The sequence below is a fragment of the Nocardioides halotolerans DSM 19273 genome (genome assembly GCF_000422805.1).
Lineage (GTDB): Bacteria > Actinomycetota > Actinomycetes > Propionibacteriales > Nocardioidaceae > Nocardioides > Nocardioides halotolerans.
In genome coordinates this window covers 96,858-112,316 of the sequence record NZ_KE383925.1, presented here as the reverse complement: position 1 = coordinate 112,316, position 15,459 = coordinate 96,858, and the positions used below count along the sequence as shown (strand labels likewise).

At 72.0% G+C, this 15,459-nt stretch carries 16 protein-coding genes; 7 read left to right on the top strand and 9 right to left on the bottom strand.

Annotated elements, in window-relative coordinates; translation table 11 throughout:
- Positions 1-11: 11 nt before the first annotated feature.
- The gene (locus G514_RS0120720) at positions 12-353 is read left to right on the top strand and encodes a hypothetical protein (protein WP_028653306.1); all 342 of its coding nucleotides are present in this window, start codon (positions 12-14) and stop codon (positions 351-353) included.
- 89 nt (positions 354-442) lie between these two features.
- Here G514_RS0120720 and G514_RS28115 read toward each other — a convergent pair whose 3' ends face one another.
- Genes G514_RS28115 through G514_RS0120705 form a run of 3 tightly spaced genes read right to left on the bottom strand, consistent with a single transcriptional unit; the run spans position 443 to position 3,315 of the window.
- Positions 443-1,633: a heparan-alpha-glucosaminide N-acetyltransferase domain-containing protein gene (locus G514_RS28115; RefSeq protein ID WP_281167644.1), complete on the bottom strand. Its 1,191-nt coding sequence runs from the start codon at positions 1,631-1,633 to the stop codon at positions 443-445.
- A complete protein-coding gene (purE, locus tag G514_RS0120710) occupies positions 1,630-2,151 on the bottom strand; it encodes a 5-(carboxyamino)imidazole ribonucleotide mutase (RefSeq protein ID WP_028653305.1) in 522 nt (173 codons plus the stop codon). Before purE ends, G514_RS28115 begins: the two co-directional genes overlap by 4 nt.
- Before the next feature lie 3 nt (positions 2,152-2,154).
- The gene (locus tag G514_RS0120705; protein WP_028653304.1) at positions 2,155-3,315 is read right to left on the bottom strand and encodes a 5-(carboxyamino)imidazole ribonucleotide synthase; all 1,161 of its coding nucleotides are present in this window, start codon (positions 3,313-3,315) and stop codon (positions 2,155-2,157) included.
- A gap of 24 nt (positions 3,316-3,339) precedes the next feature.
- On the opposite strand from G514_RS0120705, the gene G514_RS0120700 reads away from it, so the two are divergent.
- Positions 3,340-4,071, top strand: a complete 732-nt coding sequence (locus tag G514_RS0120700; protein WP_028653303.1) for an N-acetyltransferase — start codon at positions 3,340-3,342, stop codon at positions 4,069-4,071.
- 432 nt (positions 4,072-4,503) lie between these two features.
- On the opposite strand, the gene G514_RS0120695 is transcribed toward G514_RS0120700, so the two are convergent.
- From G514_RS0120695 to G514_RS0120685, 3 genes are read right to left on the bottom strand one after another with little or no spacing between them, the layout of a single operon-like run.
- The gene (locus G514_RS0120695; protein ID WP_084152273.1) at positions 4,504-5,514 is read right to left on the bottom strand and encodes an adenylate/guanylate cyclase domain-containing protein; all 1,011 of its coding nucleotides are present in this window, start codon (positions 5,512-5,514) and stop codon (positions 4,504-4,506) included.
- Positions 5,507-6,010: a PH domain-containing protein gene (locus G514_RS28110; protein WP_036565772.1), complete on the bottom strand. Its 504-nt coding sequence runs from the start codon at positions 6,008-6,010 to the stop codon at positions 5,507-5,509. The genes G514_RS0120695 and G514_RS28110 overlap by 8 nt, the downstream gene beginning before the upstream one ends.
- Before the next feature lie 37 nt (positions 6,011-6,047).
- The gene (locus G514_RS0120685; RefSeq protein WP_028653301.1) at positions 6,048-6,857 is read right to left on the bottom strand and encodes a biotin--[acetyl-CoA-carboxylase] ligase; all 810 of its coding nucleotides are present in this window, start codon (positions 6,855-6,857) and stop codon (positions 6,048-6,050) included.
- A gap of 19 nt (positions 6,858-6,876) precedes the next feature.
- Here G514_RS0120685 and G514_RS0120680 point away from each other — a divergent pair, with 19 nt between their 5' ends.
- Together G514_RS0120680 and G514_RS0120675 are read left to right on the top strand one after the other, a co-directional pair.
- Positions 6,877-8,484 carry an acyl-CoA carboxylase subunit beta gene (locus G514_RS0120680; protein WP_028653300.1) on the top strand — a complete coding sequence of 536 codons (1,608 nt, stop codon included), beginning with the start codon at positions 6,877-6,879 and terminating at the stop codon, positions 8,482-8,484.
- Positions 8,484-8,708 carry an acyl-CoA carboxylase subunit epsilon gene (locus G514_RS0120675; protein WP_028653299.1) on the top strand — a complete coding sequence of 75 codons (225 nt, stop codon included), beginning with the start codon at positions 8,484-8,486 and terminating at the stop codon, positions 8,706-8,708. The genes G514_RS0120680 and G514_RS0120675 overlap by 1 nt, the downstream gene beginning before the upstream one ends.
- A 188-nt stretch (positions 8,709-8,896) precedes the next feature.
- Here G514_RS0120675 and G514_RS0120670 read toward each other — a convergent pair whose 3' ends face one another.
- Positions 8,897-10,321 carry an MFS transporter gene (locus G514_RS0120670; protein ID WP_028653298.1) on the bottom strand — a complete coding sequence of 475 codons (1,425 nt, stop codon included), beginning with the start codon at positions 10,319-10,321 and terminating at the stop codon, positions 8,897-8,899.
- A gap of 83 nt (positions 10,322-10,404) precedes the next feature.
- Between G514_RS0120670 and G514_RS0120665 the strand changes: the two genes are divergently transcribed.
- The 3 genes from G514_RS0120665 (at position 10,405) to G514_RS0120655 (ending at position 13,274) form a co-directional block, all read left to right on the top strand.
- Positions 10,405-10,989 carry a TetR/AcrR family transcriptional regulator gene (locus G514_RS0120665; RefSeq protein ID WP_245582289.1) on the top strand — a complete coding sequence of 195 codons (585 nt, stop codon included), beginning with the start codon at positions 10,405-10,407 and terminating at the stop codon, positions 10,987-10,989.
- Between the two features lie 82 nt (positions 10,990-11,071).
- Positions 11,072-12,613, top strand: coding sequence for an Ig-like domain repeat protein (locus G514_RS0120660; RefSeq protein ID WP_028653296.1), 1,542 nt, complete (start codon positions 11,072-11,074; stop codon positions 12,611-12,613).
- A 49-nt stretch (positions 12,614-12,662) separates the two neighbouring features.
- Entirely contained in the window at positions 12,663-13,274 is a 612-nt protein-coding gene (locus G514_RS0120655) for a Maf family protein (RefSeq protein WP_084152272.1), read from the top strand.
- Here the strand turns inward: G514_RS0120655 and G514_RS28105 are convergent.
- Positions 13,192-13,788: a GtrA family protein gene (locus G514_RS28105; protein ID WP_051247926.1), complete on the bottom strand. Its 597-nt coding sequence runs from the start codon at positions 13,786-13,788 to the stop codon at positions 13,192-13,194. The genes G514_RS0120655 and G514_RS28105 overlap by 83 nt on opposite strands.
- Before the next feature lie 402 nt (positions 13,789-14,190).
- The gene (locus tag G514_RS0120645) at positions 14,191-15,390 is read right to left on the bottom strand and encodes an acyl-CoA dehydrogenase family protein (protein WP_028653294.1); all 1,200 of its coding nucleotides are present in this window, start codon (positions 15,388-15,390) and stop codon (positions 14,191-14,193) included.
- Between the last annotated feature and the right edge of the window lie 69 nt (positions 15,391-15,459).

The following is a 15,459-nucleotide window of genomic DNA, read 5'->3' as shown; positions in this document are numbered from 1 at the left end:
AGGCTCGTGCCATGGACCTCCCCCCGCCCGACTCGCTCCGCGGTGCCGCCGGCCGGGACCGCGCCCGGCTCGAGGACCTGCTCTCCCCGTGGCTCGCACCCGAGTGCGCACCCCGGCTGTGGTCGGAGACCTGGGGGCTGGCGAGGGTGTCGCCCTCCTCGCTGTCGGCGTGGGTCGAGCTCCACGGCCCGGAGCTCGCGGCCCTCGCCGTGGCGGCCCGGCTCGACGAGGTCGACCTGCGCCGTCACCTCGACGACGGCCTCGTCCCCGACCGGGCCGCGCTCGAGATGCTCGCCGACCTCAACTGCTTCCCTCACGCGACGCCGGCGGCCCGCCCGCTGGCCGTCGCCTGAAGACCCGGCGGCGGGCCCCCCACGGCCCGCCGCCTGGAGCGGGTGTCCACCACGCCGGGTTTCCAGCAGGCCCGGGGCGCTGGCACCGGTCACCGCCCGGGCTGTGAGGCCTCCGTGGGGTCCTCACAGCCCGGGTCGTGCCGGGCCGTCGTCCATCGCGAGACGGCCGCGCTCGCCGTGCTGACGACGGCCTCGAGCGGCCCGCGCCGGCGCGCCGCGACGAGGACCGCGCCCAGCGCCACCAGCACGAGCACGTGCCGGCCGAACGACGCCGGCACCTCGTCCGGCCACACCGGCTCGGTGCGCATCACGACGTGGAGGCTGTAGAGGCTGAGCGTGGCCGTGCCCGCCCCGAAGGCCATCGCCGCCGCGCGAGCGGACGGCGCCGGCAGGCGGGCGACCAGCGCGAGGCAGAGTCCGATCACCAGCGCCGCGCTTCCTCCGGTGTGCGCCAGGTCGAACGGCGTCCCGCTGTGCGGCGCCACCACGAGCAGCCAGGCCCACGAGCCGCCCGCCGGGGTCGTGCCGTGCATGCCTCCGGAGATCGCGTCGACGAACGCGTCGGCCGTCGAGACGTCGCCGTACGCACCGGCGTCCGGCAGCAGCCGGCGCAGCACCCACGCCTGCTCGGTGAGCGCCCGGGAGACCACGAAGGTCAGCACGGCCGCGGCGAGCGCGCCGAGCACGAGCCCGGTGTGCACCGACCGGGAGCGCAGGTCGCAACGGCCGATCGCGAGGCCGAGGAGCAGGTAGGCGAGCCAGGTCAGGCAGGGGTAGTAGCCCGTGAGCAGGAGCTCGGAGAGCAGCCGGAGCGGGTGCGCGAGCTGGTCGAACGCCGGGCTGGCGGCGCCGCGCACCGGCAGGTGCGGACGCAGCAGCTGGGAGACGACCGGGCCGGCGAGCACCCACCCGGCCGCGCACGCGAAGAGGCTGCGCGCCCGCAGGCGGAGGAACGGCAGCCCCAGCAGGAACAGCAGCCCGTAATAGGTGAGGATCACCGCCAGGCCGGTGTCGAGCTCGCCGAGGGCGAGCCCGACGAGCGCGACGAGCAGGGCGCGGACCGCGAGGCCGGCGGCGTTCGTGCGCCGCGACATCAGGGCCAGGCTCACGCCGGCGAGCACCGCGAACAGGGCCGAGGCCCGGCCCTCGACCAGCCACCGGTGCCAGGTGAGGTGGCCCTCGGCGTCGCGCGCGTCGAGCACGTGCGCGGCCACCATGCCCAGCAGCGCCAGGCAGCGCGCGACGTCGAGGCCGACGAGCCTCGCGGTCGGGTGGCTCAGAACCCGAGCTTCCGGGGGCCGACGTCGTTGCGGACCGCGGCGCCCTTGGCCTGCGCGGCCTCCTTGAGCGATGCCTGGAACTCGACCATCCGCTGCCGCAGACCCTCGTCGGACGCGGCCAGGATCCGGACCGCGAGCAGGCCGGCGTTGCGCGCGTTGCCGACCGCGACCGTCGCGACCGGGACGCCCGCGGGCATCTGGACGATCGACAGCAGCGAGTCGAGCCCGTCGAGGTTCTCCAGGGGGACCGGTACCCCGATGACCGGCAGCGGGGTCACCGAGGCGAGCATGCCGGGCAGGTGGGCCGCTCCCCCGGCGCCCGCGATGACCACCCGGAGCCCGCGGCCGGCCGCCTCCTTGCCGTAGGCGAGCATCTCCTCCGGCATCCGGTGCGCGGAGACGACGTCCGCCTCGAACGGCACGTCGAACTCCTCCAGCGCCGTCGCGGCGGCGCGCATCACCGGCCAGTCGGAGTCGGAGCCCATCACGATGCCGACCTGCGGGCTGCTCTCACTCATCCGTCACTCGCTTTCGTCGCCGAGGTCGCCGCGGAACCACGCAGCGGCGTGCCGCGCGCGCTCCAGGCAGTCGTCGAGGTCGTCGCCGTACGCGTTGACGTGCCCGACCTTGCGGCCCGCTCGCAGCTCCTTGCCGTAGAGGTGCACGCGGAGCCGCGGGTCGCGCGCGAGCGCGTGCGGGTAGCCGTCGTGGAGCCGGCCGACCTGGCTGTCGGGACCGCCGAGGATGTTGACCATCACCGTCCAGGCCTCCCGCGGCGCGGGCGAGCCGAGCGGCAGGTCGAGGACGGCGCGCAGGTGGTTCTCGAACTGGCTGGTCACCGCGCCGTCCTGACTCCAGTGGCCGGTGTTGTGGGGCCGCATCGCGAGCTCGTTGACGAGCACCCGCCCGTCGCGGGTCTCGAACAGCTCGACCGCGAGGATCCCGACGACGTCGAGCTCCTTGGCGATCGTGAGCGCGATGTGCTGCGCGTGGGTCGCGAGGTCGGTCGCGAGGTCGGGCGCGGGCGCGACGACCTCGTGGCAGATGCCGTCGAGCTGGGTGCTCGCGACGACGGGGTACGCCGCCGCCTGCCCGCTCGGTGACCGCGCCACCAGCGCGGCCAGCTCGCGCCGGAAGTCGACCAGCTCCTCGGCGAGCACCGCCACGCCGGACTCCCCCGCCGCCCGGAACACCTCGTCCGCGGTCTCGAGCTCGTGCACGACCCAGACGCCGCGGCCGTCGTACCCGCCGCGCGTCGTCTTGAGCACGCAGGGCAGCCCGAACGCCTCGACCTCCTCGCGGGTGCTGACCACGGCGTGCCGCGGGCAGGGCAGCCCGAGCGCGGTCAGCCGCTCCCGCATCACGGCCTTGTCCTGCGCGTGCACCAGCGCCTCCGGGCCGGGCCGCACGGCGACGCCCGCGTCCTCGAGCGCGTGGAGGTGCTCGGTCGGGACGTGCTCGTGGTCGAACGTGACGACCTGTGCACCGCTCGTGACCTTCCGCAGCAGCTCGAGCTCACGGTAGTCGCCGACGATGGTGTCGGGGATGACCTGCGCCGCCGAGACCCCCTCGGCCTCCGCGAGCAGCCGCAGCGGGATCCCCATCGCCGCGGCCGGCTCCGCCATCATCCGCGCGAGCTGCCCGCCTCCGACGACGGCGACGGTGGGCGCGAGCTCGGGCACGGGTCAACCCTAGGGTGTCACCTCGTGGAGCTGACGATCTCGGTCCTTGCCGACGACCCCGCCCTGGCCGGTGCGATGTGGGAGATGCCGAACTCCTGGCCGGAGTTCATGCGGCACGACCCGATCGGCGGGCTGTTCTACGGCAACGTCGAGGCCCGGTTCGCCGACTACGTCCTCGTGGGCCGCGACGAGACGGGCGAGGTGGTCGGCACGGCGTACTCCATCCCGTTCGTGCTCGACGGCGACGACCTCCCTGACAACGGCTGGGACTTCGTGATCCGCAACGGCCTGCTGACCAGCATCCACGGCGACCGCCCCGATGCGATCTCGGCGGTCGAGATCGCCGTCCGCCCCGACCGCCAGGGCACCGGGCTCTCGGCGCAGCTGCTGGTCGCGATGCGCGACAACGCCGCCCGCCACGGCTTCGCCGAGCTGGTCGCGCCGGTCCGGCCCAGCGGCAAGACCGACCCGCACCAGCCGATGTCGCAGCACGCCTTCGCCGTCCGCGACGACGGCCTCCCGCTCGACCCCTGGCTCCGCGTCCACGTGCGCGCCGGCGGCCGCATCGACCGCGTCGCCCCCCGGTCGATGTGCATCCCCGGCACCCTCGACGAGTGGCGCTCCTGGACCGGCCTGCCCTTCGACCAGACCGGCCCGGTCGTCGTGCCGAAGGCCCTGGCCCCGGTCTGGTGCGACACCGAGCACGGCACCGCGACCTACGTCGAGCCCAACGTGTGGGTGCGCCACCGGACCTGAGGCACTCGCCCGCGGTACGACGCGCCCCACGGTGGCTGAGGTGCGAGGAGCCCTGGCGACGAGCCTCGAAGCCACCGCCGCGAGGCACCTGGTGGTGGTCGGCTCCGGCGCCCAGGTCACCTGGCTTCGAGGCTCAGGCGCAGAACGCCTTCGCACCTCAGCCACCGTACGACGCGCCGCCCCACGGTGGCTGAGGTGCGAGGAGCGCTAGCGACGAGCCTCGAAGCCACCGCAGCGAAGGCACCCACCGGACCACCGCTGGTTGAGGAGGTCGCGCAGCGACCGTCTCGAAACCTCGCACGCCGGGGCTGGGAGGCAACCGAGCCCGATCCAGCAGGTACCAACGCTGCGGGGGTTTCGAGACAGGCGCTAGCGCGCCTTCCTCAACCAACGGTGCGTGCCGTCGTGGTCGGCCGGCGCCCAGGTCCCTGGCTAGTTGCGGCGTACGGCGACCGGCTCGACGAGGCCGAAGCCGCGGACCGGGCGGGCGGGCAGGCGACGGGTCTCGAACTGGTCCTCCGGCAGCATGCCGGCGGTGGCGGCGTCGACGATGACGCGGTTGCGGCGGGCGACGGCAGTGAGGCGGGCGGCCATGTTGACCGGGGGGCCGAAGACGTCGCCGAGGCGGAGGACGACGAGTCCGGAGGCGAGACCGACCCGGACGTCGGGCATGCGCGAGTCGCGGCCGATGACGGCGATGACGCCCTCGGCGATCTCGTAGGCGGCGATCGGGTCCTCGTGGACGAACAGCACCGAGTCGCCGATCGACTTGATGACCCGGCCGCGGCGGGAGGCGACGACGTCGGCGCAGCGGGCCTCGAAGAGCTCGACGAGGTCGCCGATGCGCTCCTCGGACAGCTCGTTGGAGAGGGCGGTGAACTGCACGATGTCGGCGAAGCCGACGGTGAGCCGCGTGGTGTGCAGGTCCTCCTCACGGGCGCCGAGGGCCTCGATGCGGGCGACGGCGGCGGCGAGGTGGCGGCGCCAGACGTAGAGCAGCAGCTTCTCGAAGGGCTCGGAGAACTCGTCGATCATCCGCAGGCCGATGGCGAGCTGGTCGCCCGCACCGCTGTCGGAGTCGCCCGACTGCTCGCGCGCCAGCTCGAGCACCCGGGTCAGCAGTGCGGAGACCTCCCAGTCCGAGAGGCGCGCCATGGTCTGGCCGACGGCGCGGGTGAGGTGGACGGCGAGGTCGAAGTCGATCAGCCCGGAGTCGACGAGACCGACGAGCGTCGAGAGCGCCTGGGCGTCGGAGCGGGTGAACGCCGTCGCGCCGCCGTGCTCGGGGAAGCCGAGCGCTCGCCACAGCCGCCGGGCCTTCTCGAGGTCGACGCCGGTGTCGGCGGCGAGCTGGGCGGCGTTGTAGACGCGCTCCTCGCCGAGGATGTGCTGCTCGAGGTCGCCGGTGGCCTCGGGTTCGTCTGCGCCTTGGCGGTCAGACACCTTCGTCGCGGCGGTCTTCGGAGTGCAGGTCGTGCAGGAGGTCGTTGAGCTTGCGCTGGGCGTCCTCGACCCGCGGGATGTCGGGGAGCGCGACCTGGCCGTGCGTGCTGGCGTCGCTGATCACCAGCGTCCCGCAGCCCAGCAACCGGTCGATGAGGTCCTTCTCGTAGGCCACGTCGCTGATCCGGGTGAGCGGGATGTCGTGGCCCCGGCGGGTGATCACGCCGTGCCGGGTGATGAGGCGGCGGGTCGTAATCGTGTACGTCGCGGTCAGCCAGATGAGCAGCGGCCGGACGAAGAACCAGAGGACGCCCACGGCGACGACCGCCCACACGACCTTGGTCGCGACGCTCTGGTCGACGGACTTCTGCACGGCCACGCCGATCGCCAGGAGGACGACCAGCGCGAGGATCGGCAGCAGCAGCGCCTTGGGGTGCGTGCGGGTGTCGACGACGATCGACTCGCCCTCGTTCAGCAGGTTCTTGGAGATGGCCACGGACGGATCATGTCACCGATCCGACCTCGTACGCCGCCTACTCGCTGCGGACGTGCACGACGTCGCCCGCGCTCACCGCGGTGCTCTCGCCGTCGTGGTCGACCAGCAGCCGCCCGCTCGGGTCGATGCCGGTCGCCGTGCCGGTGAGCACGTCGCCCGACGGCAGGTCGACACGGACCTGCCGCCCCAGCGTGGCGCACGCCGCGGCGTACGACTCCGCGAGCCGCATCCCCGCGAGGTCGCCACCCACCTGCCACGCGGTGTAGGACTCCCAGAGCGACGCCAGCACCGAGACCAGCAGCGCGGTCCGGTCGGGGACGTCGCCGGCGACAGCCAGCGACGTCGCCTCCGGCACCGGCAGCTCCTCGGCGGTCATGCCGACGTTGAGCCCGACGCCGACAACCGCCGCCGGACCCGCATCGGTCTCCACCTGCTCGAGCAGGATGCCGGCCACCTTCCGGTCGCCGATGAGCACGTCGTTGGGCCACTTCACCGAGGCCTCGAAGCCCTCCGCCTTGAGCGCCTTGTCGACGGCGTACCCGGCCAGCAGCGGCAGCCACGGCCACGACCGGAGCGGCGCGCTCGGCCGCAGCAGGAGCGAGAACGTGAGCGCCGACCGTGCCGGCGTCTCCCACGTGCGGTCGAGACGGCCGCGGCCGGCCGTCTGGTGCTCGGCGACGACCACAAGCCCCTCGGCGGCGCCCGAGCGGGCGCGGTCGAGGACGAGCGCGTTGGTCGACGCCGCCTCGTCGACGACCTCGACGGTGAGGCCGGGCAGCAGGTCGGGGTCGGCCGCGGCGAGCCGTGCTGCGTCGAGTGGTGGGCGCCCGGCGGGGTCGGTGGTCACGACCACTAACCTCTCACGGGTGAGCGCGCACCCCGGCGAAGGCACGGACGTCCCGCAGGACATCGACACCCACACCACGGCGGGCAAGCTGGAGGACCTCGACCGCCGCCTCGACGAGGCGGTGCACGCCGGCTCCGCGAAGGCGATCGAGAAGCAGCACGCCAAGGGCCGCAAGACCGCCCGCGAGCGGATCGAGATCCTCTTCGACGAGGGCTCGTTCGTCGAGCTCGACGAGCTGGCCCGGCACCGCTCGACGGCGTTCGGCCTCGAGAAGCGCCGCCCGTACGGCGACGGCGTCGTCACCGGCTACGGCACCATCGACGGTCGGCAGGTCTGCGTGTTCTCCCAGGACTTCACGATCTTCGGCGGCTCCCTCGGCGAGGTCTACGGCGAGAAGATCACCAAGGTGATGGACCTCGCCATCAAGACCGGCTGCCCGATCATCGGCATCAACGAGGGCGCCGGCGCGCGCATCCAGGAGGGCGTCGTCTCGCTGGGTCTGTACGGCGAGATCTTCCGCCGCAACGTGCACGCCAGCGGGGTGATCCCGCAGATCAGCCTGATCATGGGCTCCTGCGCGGGCGGCCACGTCTACTCCCCCGCCGTCACCGACTTCACGATCATGGTCGACGGCACCTCCAACATGTTCATCACCGGTCCCGACGTCATCAAGACGGTCACCGGCGAGGACGTCACGATGGAGGAGCTCGGCGGCGCGCGCACCCACAACACCAAGTCGGGCAACGCCCACTACATGGGCTCCGACGAGGACGACGCGCTGGAGTACACCAAGGCGCTGCTCTCCTACCTGCCGCAGAACAACCTCGACGAGGTGCCGTCGTACGACGAGGAGGCGGACACGAGCTTCACCGACCTCGACCGCTCGCTCGACACCCTCATCCCCGACTCGCCCAACCAGCCTTACGACATGCACGACGTCATCCGGGCGGTGGTCGACGACGAGGAGTTCCTCGAGGTACAGGAGCTCTTCGCGCCCAACATCGTCGTCGGCTTCGGCCGGGTCGAGGGCCACTCCGTGGGCGTGGTGGCCAACCAGCCGATGCAGTTCGCCGGCACCCTCGACATCGACGCCTCCGAGAAGGCCGCCCGCTTCGTGCGGTTCTGCGACGCCTTCAACATCCCGGTGCTGACCTTCGTCGACGTCCCGGGCTTCCTGCCCGGCACCGACCAGGAGTGGAACGGCATCATCCGCCGCGGCGCCAAGCTGATCTACGCCTACGCCGAGGCCACCGTCCCGCTGGTCACGGTGATCACCCGCAAGGCCTACGGCGGCGCCTACGACGTCATGGGCTCCAAGCACCTCGGTGCCGACATCAACCTCGCCTGGCCGACCGCGCAGATCGCGGTGATGGGCGCGCAGGGGGCGGTGAACATCCTCTACCGCTCCGAGCTGAAGGAGGCGGAGAACCCCGAGGAGACCCGCGCCCAGCTCATCGACGACTACGACCAGGCGCTGGCCAACCCCTACCTCGCGGCCGAGCGGGGCTACGTGGACGCCGTGATCAGCCCCCACGAGACCCGCGTCGAGGTGGTGCGGGCGCTGCGCCTGCTCCGGTCGAAGCGCGAGACGCTGCCGCCGAAGAAGCACGGGAACATCCCCCTCTGATGAGCGACGAGGCCCCCGAGCAGCGGCCGCTGCTCCGCGTGGTCAAGGGCGACGCCACCCCCGAGGAGGTGGCCGCCCTCGTGGCGGTCGTGGGCGCGCTCGGCAGCGCTGCACCACCACCGCGGCGGCGTACGCCGGAGTGGTCGGCCCATCGCCGCAAGGTGCGCGTGACGCTGCGCCGCGGGCCGGACGGCTGGCGTTCGAGCGGGCTGCCCGGGCGCTGACGCACCCAGCGGTATAGCCCAGTCAGGCCATGCCTGACGGTCCGAGAATGGTCCGTGTGGGCCATCGTCATGCAGGGGGCAGGCCCCGCAGGATCGCACGAGGCCCTCGTTCCCGAGACGAGGGCAGTGCACGGGGACAGGACGCGGGTCAGTCGTGGGGGCGACCGACCCGCGTCCTGCGTTCGGCCTCAGCCCCGCCGCGCCCTGCCGGGTGCGAACACCGCCGCGACCACCGCGACGGCCACCGCAGCGGCGCCGGTGAGCAGCGCCGGGCCGATCGCGCCGTCGTAGCCGTCCGGGCTGATCTGGCCGCCGTTGCCGAGGAAGACCGCCGTCAGCAGCGCGATGCCCAGCGCGACGCCGAACTCGCGGATCGTGGAGTTCGCCGAGCTCGCGGTGGCGAAGTCGCCGTCCGGGAGGCCGTCCAGCACCGCCGTGGCGCTGGGCGCGAAGGTGAGGCCCATGCCGACGCCGGCCATGGCGAGCGGCACGAGGAACGAGCCGTACGCCGAGCCGTGCTCGGTCAGCCAGGCGAACCACACCAGCGCACCGGTCTGGAGCGTCAGACCGGTGAGCAGCAGCGCCCGCAGGCCGGTGCGGCTCGCCAGCGCGCCGGCGATCGGCGCGACCACCATCGGAGCAGCGGTCCACGGGAGGGTCCGGATCCCCGCCTCGAGCGGGCTGTAGTGCTGCACGACCTGGAGGTACTGCGAGAGCAGGAACACCGTGCCGAACATGCCGATCGTGAAGGTCAGGCCGACGACGTTGGCGACCGAGAACCCGCGGGAGCCGAACAGCCGCAGCGGCAGCACCGCGTAGGACCGGCGACGGGCCCAGCCGACGTACGCCGGCACCAGGAGCCCCGAGGCCACCAGCGGAAGCAGGACGGCGGCCGAGCCCCAGCCGTCGTCGTTGCCGTGGACGATCGCCCAGATGCCGAGGAAGACCGCGCCGCCGAGCAGCAGCGTGCCGACGGGGTCGAGGCGCTGCCACGTCCCCCTCGACTCGCGCACCGCCACGAGGAGCAGCGGCAGCGCGACCAGGGCGACGGGGACGTTGAGCCAGAAGATCGCCTGCCAGCTCACGCCCTCGACGACCGCGCCGCCGACCACCGGACCGAGCGCGACACCGAGACCGGAGACGCCGCCCCAGATCCCGATGGCGACGGCCCGCATCTTCTCGGGCACCGACGAGGCGAGCAGGGTCAGCGACAGCGGCATGATCGCGGCCGCGCCGAGACCCTGCACCGCCCGGGCGGCGATGAGCGCCTCCGAGGTGGTGCTCAGCGCCGAGGCGATCGAGGCGAGGGTGAACACGCTCAGCCCTGCGATCATCACGCGGCGCCGCCCGAGGCGGTCACCGAGGGTGGCGGCGGGCAGCATGAAGGTGGCGAACGCCAGCGTGTAGGCGTTCATGAACCACGACAGCTGGCTCACGGACGAGCCGAGGTCGGCCCGGATCACCGGCAGCGCGCTGGTCATCACGAGGTTGTCGAGGGTGGCCATGAACATCGGCAGCGAGGCCGCGACCACGGCCAGCCAGACCGGGACCCGGCGCGGCCGGGGTGCGACCTCGGCCGGCGCAGCGGCCCGGACGTCGAGGGTGGTGGACATCTGAACTCCGATCAGCACACAAGAAGGCATTGAATGATTACTTATGCAAGCGACGTTAGTTATCGACTGATAACATGTCAAGCATGAAGGTGCGGATGAGTGGGGACGACCGTCGCGAGCTGGTCCTCGCGGCCGCCACGAGGGCCTTCTCCCGGGGCGGGTACGCCGGCACCAGCACCGACGCCGTGGCCAAGGAGGCCGGCGTCTCCCAGCCCTACGTCGTGCGCATCTTCGGCACCAAGCTCGCCCTCTTCCTCGAGGTGCTCGAGCGCTCGTGCGACCGGATCCGCGAGGCGTTCGAGGCCGTGCTCGCGGAGGCGCCGTTCGACCCGGACGACGACGACGACTGGTCGCGACTGGGCCTCGCCTACACCGAGCTGCTCCGCGACCGCGACCTGCTGATGGTGATGATGCACGGGTTCTCCGCGGGCGACGTCGACGAGATCGCCCGCTGCAGCCGGCAGGGGATGAGCCGGATCTTCGCGACCGTCCGCGCGACCGGCTGCCCCGACGAGCGCGCGCAGGAGTTCATCGCCCAGGGCATGTTGCTCAACGTGATGCTGTCGATGCGGGCGACCGAGCACCTCGACGAGGACGCCGACCTGGCCGCGCTGACCACCTGCGCGTTCGGCGACGCACTGCCGTTCGTGCTCTCACCCATTAGTTGACGCTTCAGCGAATCGGCGGTGCGGAGTCCCTCCTTCCTCCTAGCATCGGCGCGCATCCACAACCAGAAGGAGAACACCCAGCGTGCTTACGCACCTTCGGCGCCAGGGGCGCCACCACCTCGTCCTCGCCCTGGCGACAGGGGTCGGCGTCGCCGGCCTGACCGTCGCCGGCTCCGGTGCGGCCTCGGCCGCCGCACCGGGCAACGACAACATCGCCGGCGCGACCGCCCTCACCCCCAACACCCTCGTCATCGGCTCCACCGACGAGGCCACCCTCCAGGCCACCGAGGACCGTGAGGACGGCAGCACCGCCTACCGCACGGTCTGGTACAAGTACTCCCCCGGCGCCAACCAGGACGTCAGCTTCGAGACCTCGTCGGTCGGTGACAACACCGACACGGTCATCACGCTCTACACCGGCGCTCCCGGTGCCTCGGCGTTCGGCGACCTGACCTACGTCGACAGCGACGACGACGGCGCGGAGTACTACTCCTACCTCGCCGAGACGGTGAGCGCCGGCTCGACGTACTTCCTGCAGGTCGACGTCTACGACGAGGACGCGCCGCACGGCTCCTTCGCGGTGCGCGTCAACCTTCCGGGCGCCGCGAGCGGCGTGCCGGCCAACGACAACCTCGCCGCTGCCGCCCGGATCATCCCAGGCATCAACGCCACGGCGGACAACCGCAACGCGACCACCGAGGGCACCGAGCCGCAGCAGGGCGCCTGCGTCGACCCGGTCAACAACTCGGTCTGGTACCGGTACTCCTCGCTCATCGGTCGCGACGTCGCCTTCTACAGCGTGGGGGCGAGCGCGTCGGTCGTGAACGTCTACAGCGGCCCGGCGAACGCGACGGCCGCCCAGCTGACCGCGGTCGACTGCGGCTCCTCCAACTCCGGTGACTCGTCGGTCTACCTCACCACGACCGCCGGCACCCAGTACTACGTGCAGGTGGGCTCGCCCGCTGCCGGCGGGTCGGCCGTGCCGTTCACGTTCGTCGCCTCCCAGTACAGCTGGCAGCAGCCCTCCAAGGTGACTGCCGGTGGATCCGCCACGGCGACGTCCCTCACCCTGACGGCCACGGCGGTCGCCGACCCGTACGCCAACAGCACGGTGCCGGCAACGTTCGGCGGCGTCGTCGAGTTCCTCGCCGGCAACGGCACGTCGCTGGGCACGGTGCCGCTGAACGGCGCCACCGCGACCCTGTCCGTGCCCCGTCCGGCGGCCGGCAACGCGGCCTACACGGCGCTCTTCCACAGCTCGACGGAGGACTTCCGCGACTCGTTCCGCCCGTTCGTCGTCTCGGTGCCGAAGCTGGCCTCGACGCTAAAGGTCAAGGCGCCCAAGAAGGTGACGCTCAAGGCCACGACCGGCAAGAACGGCAAGCCCGTCGTGAAGGCCAAGAAGGTCAAGCTCAAGGCCACCGTGACCAGCGGCGGCACCCCGACCGGCACGGTCACCTTCCAGATCGGCAAGAAGAAGGTCACCGGCACGCTGAAGAACGGCGTGGCCACCGTCAAGGTGAAGATCGCGAAGCGGACCAAGGTCACCGTGACCTACAACGGTGACGCGAACACCGCGACGAGCACCGCCAAGGTCAAGATCAAGGTCGCCGTCAAGAAGTAGCGCCCGACCTGCCGCACGACGTCACCGCCCCGTCCCTCAGGATGGGGCGGTGACGTCTTTGGTGCTGGCCTCGCAGTCCCCCGCGCGGCTGGCCACCCTGCGTGCGGCAGGCCTCGACCCCGTGGTGGTCGTCTCGGGGGTCGACGAGGACCAGCTCGGCCCGCTGCCGCCCGCCGAGCTCGCCCTCCAGCTCGCGGAGCTGAAGTGCGCGGCCGTCGCCGACCGCGACGACCTGCCCGAGGACGCTCTCGTGCTCGGCTGCGACTCGGTGCTCGAGCTCAACGGGCAGGCACTGGGCAAGCCGGGCACCGCGGAGGAGGCGAGCAGCCGCTGGCGGTCCATGCGCGGCCGCTCCGGCGTGCTCCTGACCGGGCACAGCCTGCGCGACACCGCCACCGGCCATGTCGCCTCCGCCACGGCAGCGACCACGGTGCACTTCGCGGACGTGACCGACGAGGAGATCGCGGCGTACGTCGCCAGCGGCGAGCCGCTGCACGTGGCCGGCGCGTTCACCGTCGACGGCCTGGGCGGAGCGTTCGTGACCGGGATCGAGGGCGACCACCACAACGTGGTGGGCGTCAGTCTCCCTCTGCTCCGAGAGCTGGCGGCGGAACTGGGCCACCGGTGGACCGACCTCTGGCGAGCGCCGTCGACTCGTTGACCGCGCCTGCGTCGCCGTCGAGGAACTCCACGCCGTCGACCAGCCCCGGCTCGTCGTAGATCTCGACGATGCTGATCGGCCGCTTGAAGACGTAGGTACGGAACAGCGCGAACCGCGCCGCGAGACCGAGCACGAGCCCGATCACGTTGGCCGAGACGTTGTCGGAGATCGGGTCGTCGAGGCCCAGCACGTCGCGGCTGATCGCCAGGCAGCCGATGGGGATCAGCATCGTGAGCATGTTGATGACGACGAACGACGTCAGCCCACCGTCGGACGTCACCGGCGGCCGGTCGCGGAACGCCCAGTGCCGCGAGCCGTAGTAGCTCACGCCCATGCCCACGCTGTTGGCGATCACGTAGGCGAGGATCGGCTGCTTGGCAAGCATCGCGTGCTCGCCGGTGTTGAAGCCGTGCACGAGCAGGTTGAAGATGATCAGCGCCACGATCGTGGCCGCTCCACCGACTGCGAGGAACCGGCCCACCTCAGCGATGAAGCGCTGCGTCCGGTCCGACATGGTCACCGATGTTAGACGGCGCCCACCACCGGATCCGGTTCCCCTGCCCGGCGGAAGCTCGCGGGGGTAGACGATCAGCGAGCTGTCGCCGCGGATCGGGTGCCGAAGCTCGCAGGGGTATCAGGTAGCGCAATGGGAGCGGTGGGAGCGAAGCGACCCGGTAGTTCCGAGCGCAGCGAGGCGCCCCGCGATCGGCCTCCGAGCCGCGGCGACCCCGCCGGGACGAGCCGGGTGGGTATGAAAGCGCAATGGGAGCGTGGGAGCGCAGCGACCCGGTAGTTCCGAGCGCAGCGAGGCGCCCCGCGATCGGCCTCCGAGCCGCGGCGACCGCGCCGAAGCGAGTGCAGCGAGCGAGGCGCCGCGAAGCTGTCGCCGCGGATTGGAGGCCGAAGCTCGCGGGGGTTATTCGACCGGCAGGCCGAGGCCTCGGGCGATCAGCATCCGCTGCACCTCGGAGGTCCCCTCGCCGATCTCGAGCACCTTGGCGTCGCGGTAGAACCGCGCGACGGCGTACTCCTCCATGAAGCCGTAGCCGCCGAAGACCTGCGTCGCGATGCGGGTCGCGGTGACGGCGGACTCGGTGGCGTACAGCTTGGCCACCGCTGCGGCCTGCTTGAACTCCTTGACGGGAGCGCCCTGCCCGTCCTTCTGGCTGTCCTTCATCGCGGCGGCCCGGTAGGTCAGCGCGCGCGAGGCCTGCAGCATCACCTCGAGGTCGGCGACCTGGAAGGCGAGGCCCTGCTTGCGCCCGATCGGCACGCCGAAGGTCTGCCGCTCGCCGGCGTACTGGACAGAGAGGTCGAGGCAGGCCTGGATGCACCCGACCGCGAGGGCCGCGATCGCGACCCGGCCGTCGTCGAGCGTGGCGAGGAACTGCGCGTAGCCGCGGCCCCGGTCGCCGAGCAGGTTGGCCTCGGGCACCCGGCAGTCCTCGAAGGTGAGCGGGTGCGTGTCGGAGGCGTGCCAGCCGAGCTTGTCGTAGGGCTTCTCGGCGGTGAAGCCCGTGGTGCCGGCCGGCACGAGGATCGCGCTGATCTCGGGCTTCTCGGTGTCCCCGGACGTCACGGTGCCGGTGCGCGCGGTGACGGCGACGACGCTCGTGATCTCCGACCCGGAGTTGGTGATGAACTGCTTGGCGCCGTTGAGCACCCACTCGCCCTCGACGAGCTCGGCCCGGGTCTTCGTGGCACCCGCGTCGGAGCCCGCGCCGGGCTCGGTGAGGCCGAAGCCGGCCAGCGTCTGGCCCGCGACCAGGTCGGGCAGCCAGGTCTGCCTCTGCTCCTCGGAGCCGTAGGTGAGGATCGGGTTGATGCCGAGCCCCACCGCGGCCTCGAGCGTGATGCCCATCGACTGGTCGACGCGGCCGATCTCCTCGATCGCGACGCACAGGCTGGTGAAGTCGCCGTGCTCCCCCGCGCCGCCGTACTCCTCGGGTGCGGTGAGCCCGAACAGCCCGAGCTTGCCCATCTTCTGCACCACGTCGACCGGGAAGTGGTGGTCGCGGTCCCACTGCGCCGCGTGCGGCGCGATCTCGGCCTCGGCGAACTCCCGGACGCTCCGCCGGAACTCCTCGTGCTCGCGGCTCAGCTCGAAGTTGGTCATGCCCGCAGGCTAACCGGTCCGGTTAACGATCGCTAACCTCCGAGCGAGCCGTCTCGAAACCCCCGCAAG

Excerpts from the sequence above, each read along its gene's own strand:
- G514_RS0120670 (WP_028653298.1), bottom strand. The coding sequence starts at position 10,321 with ATGTCCACCACCCTCGACGTCCGGGCCGCTGCGCCGGCCGAGGTCGCA.
- G514_RS0120675 (WP_028653299.1), top strand. The coding sequence starts at position 8,484 with ATGAGCGACGAGGCCCCCGAGCAGCGGCCGCTGCTCCGCGTGGTCAAG.
- G514_RS0120720 (WP_028653306.1), top strand. The coding sequence starts at position 12 with ATGGACCTCCCCCCGCCCGACTCGCTCCGCGGTGCCGCCGGCCGGGAC.
- G514_RS28105 (WP_051247926.1), bottom strand. The coding sequence starts at position 13,788 with ATGTCGGACCGGACGCAGCGCTTCATCGCTGAGGTGGGCCGGTTCCTC.
- G514_RS0120645 (WP_028653294.1), bottom strand. The coding sequence starts at position 15,390 with ATGACCAACTTCGAGCTGAGCCGCGAGCACGAGGAGTTCCGGCGGAGC.
- G514_RS0120665 (WP_245582289.1), top strand. The coding sequence starts at position 10,405 with ATGAAGGTGCGGATGAGTGGGGACGACCGTCGCGAGCTGGTCCTCGCG.
- purE (WP_028653305.1), bottom strand. The coding sequence starts at position 2,151 with ATGAGTGAGAGCAGCCCGCAGGTCGGCATCGTGATGGGCTCCGACTCC.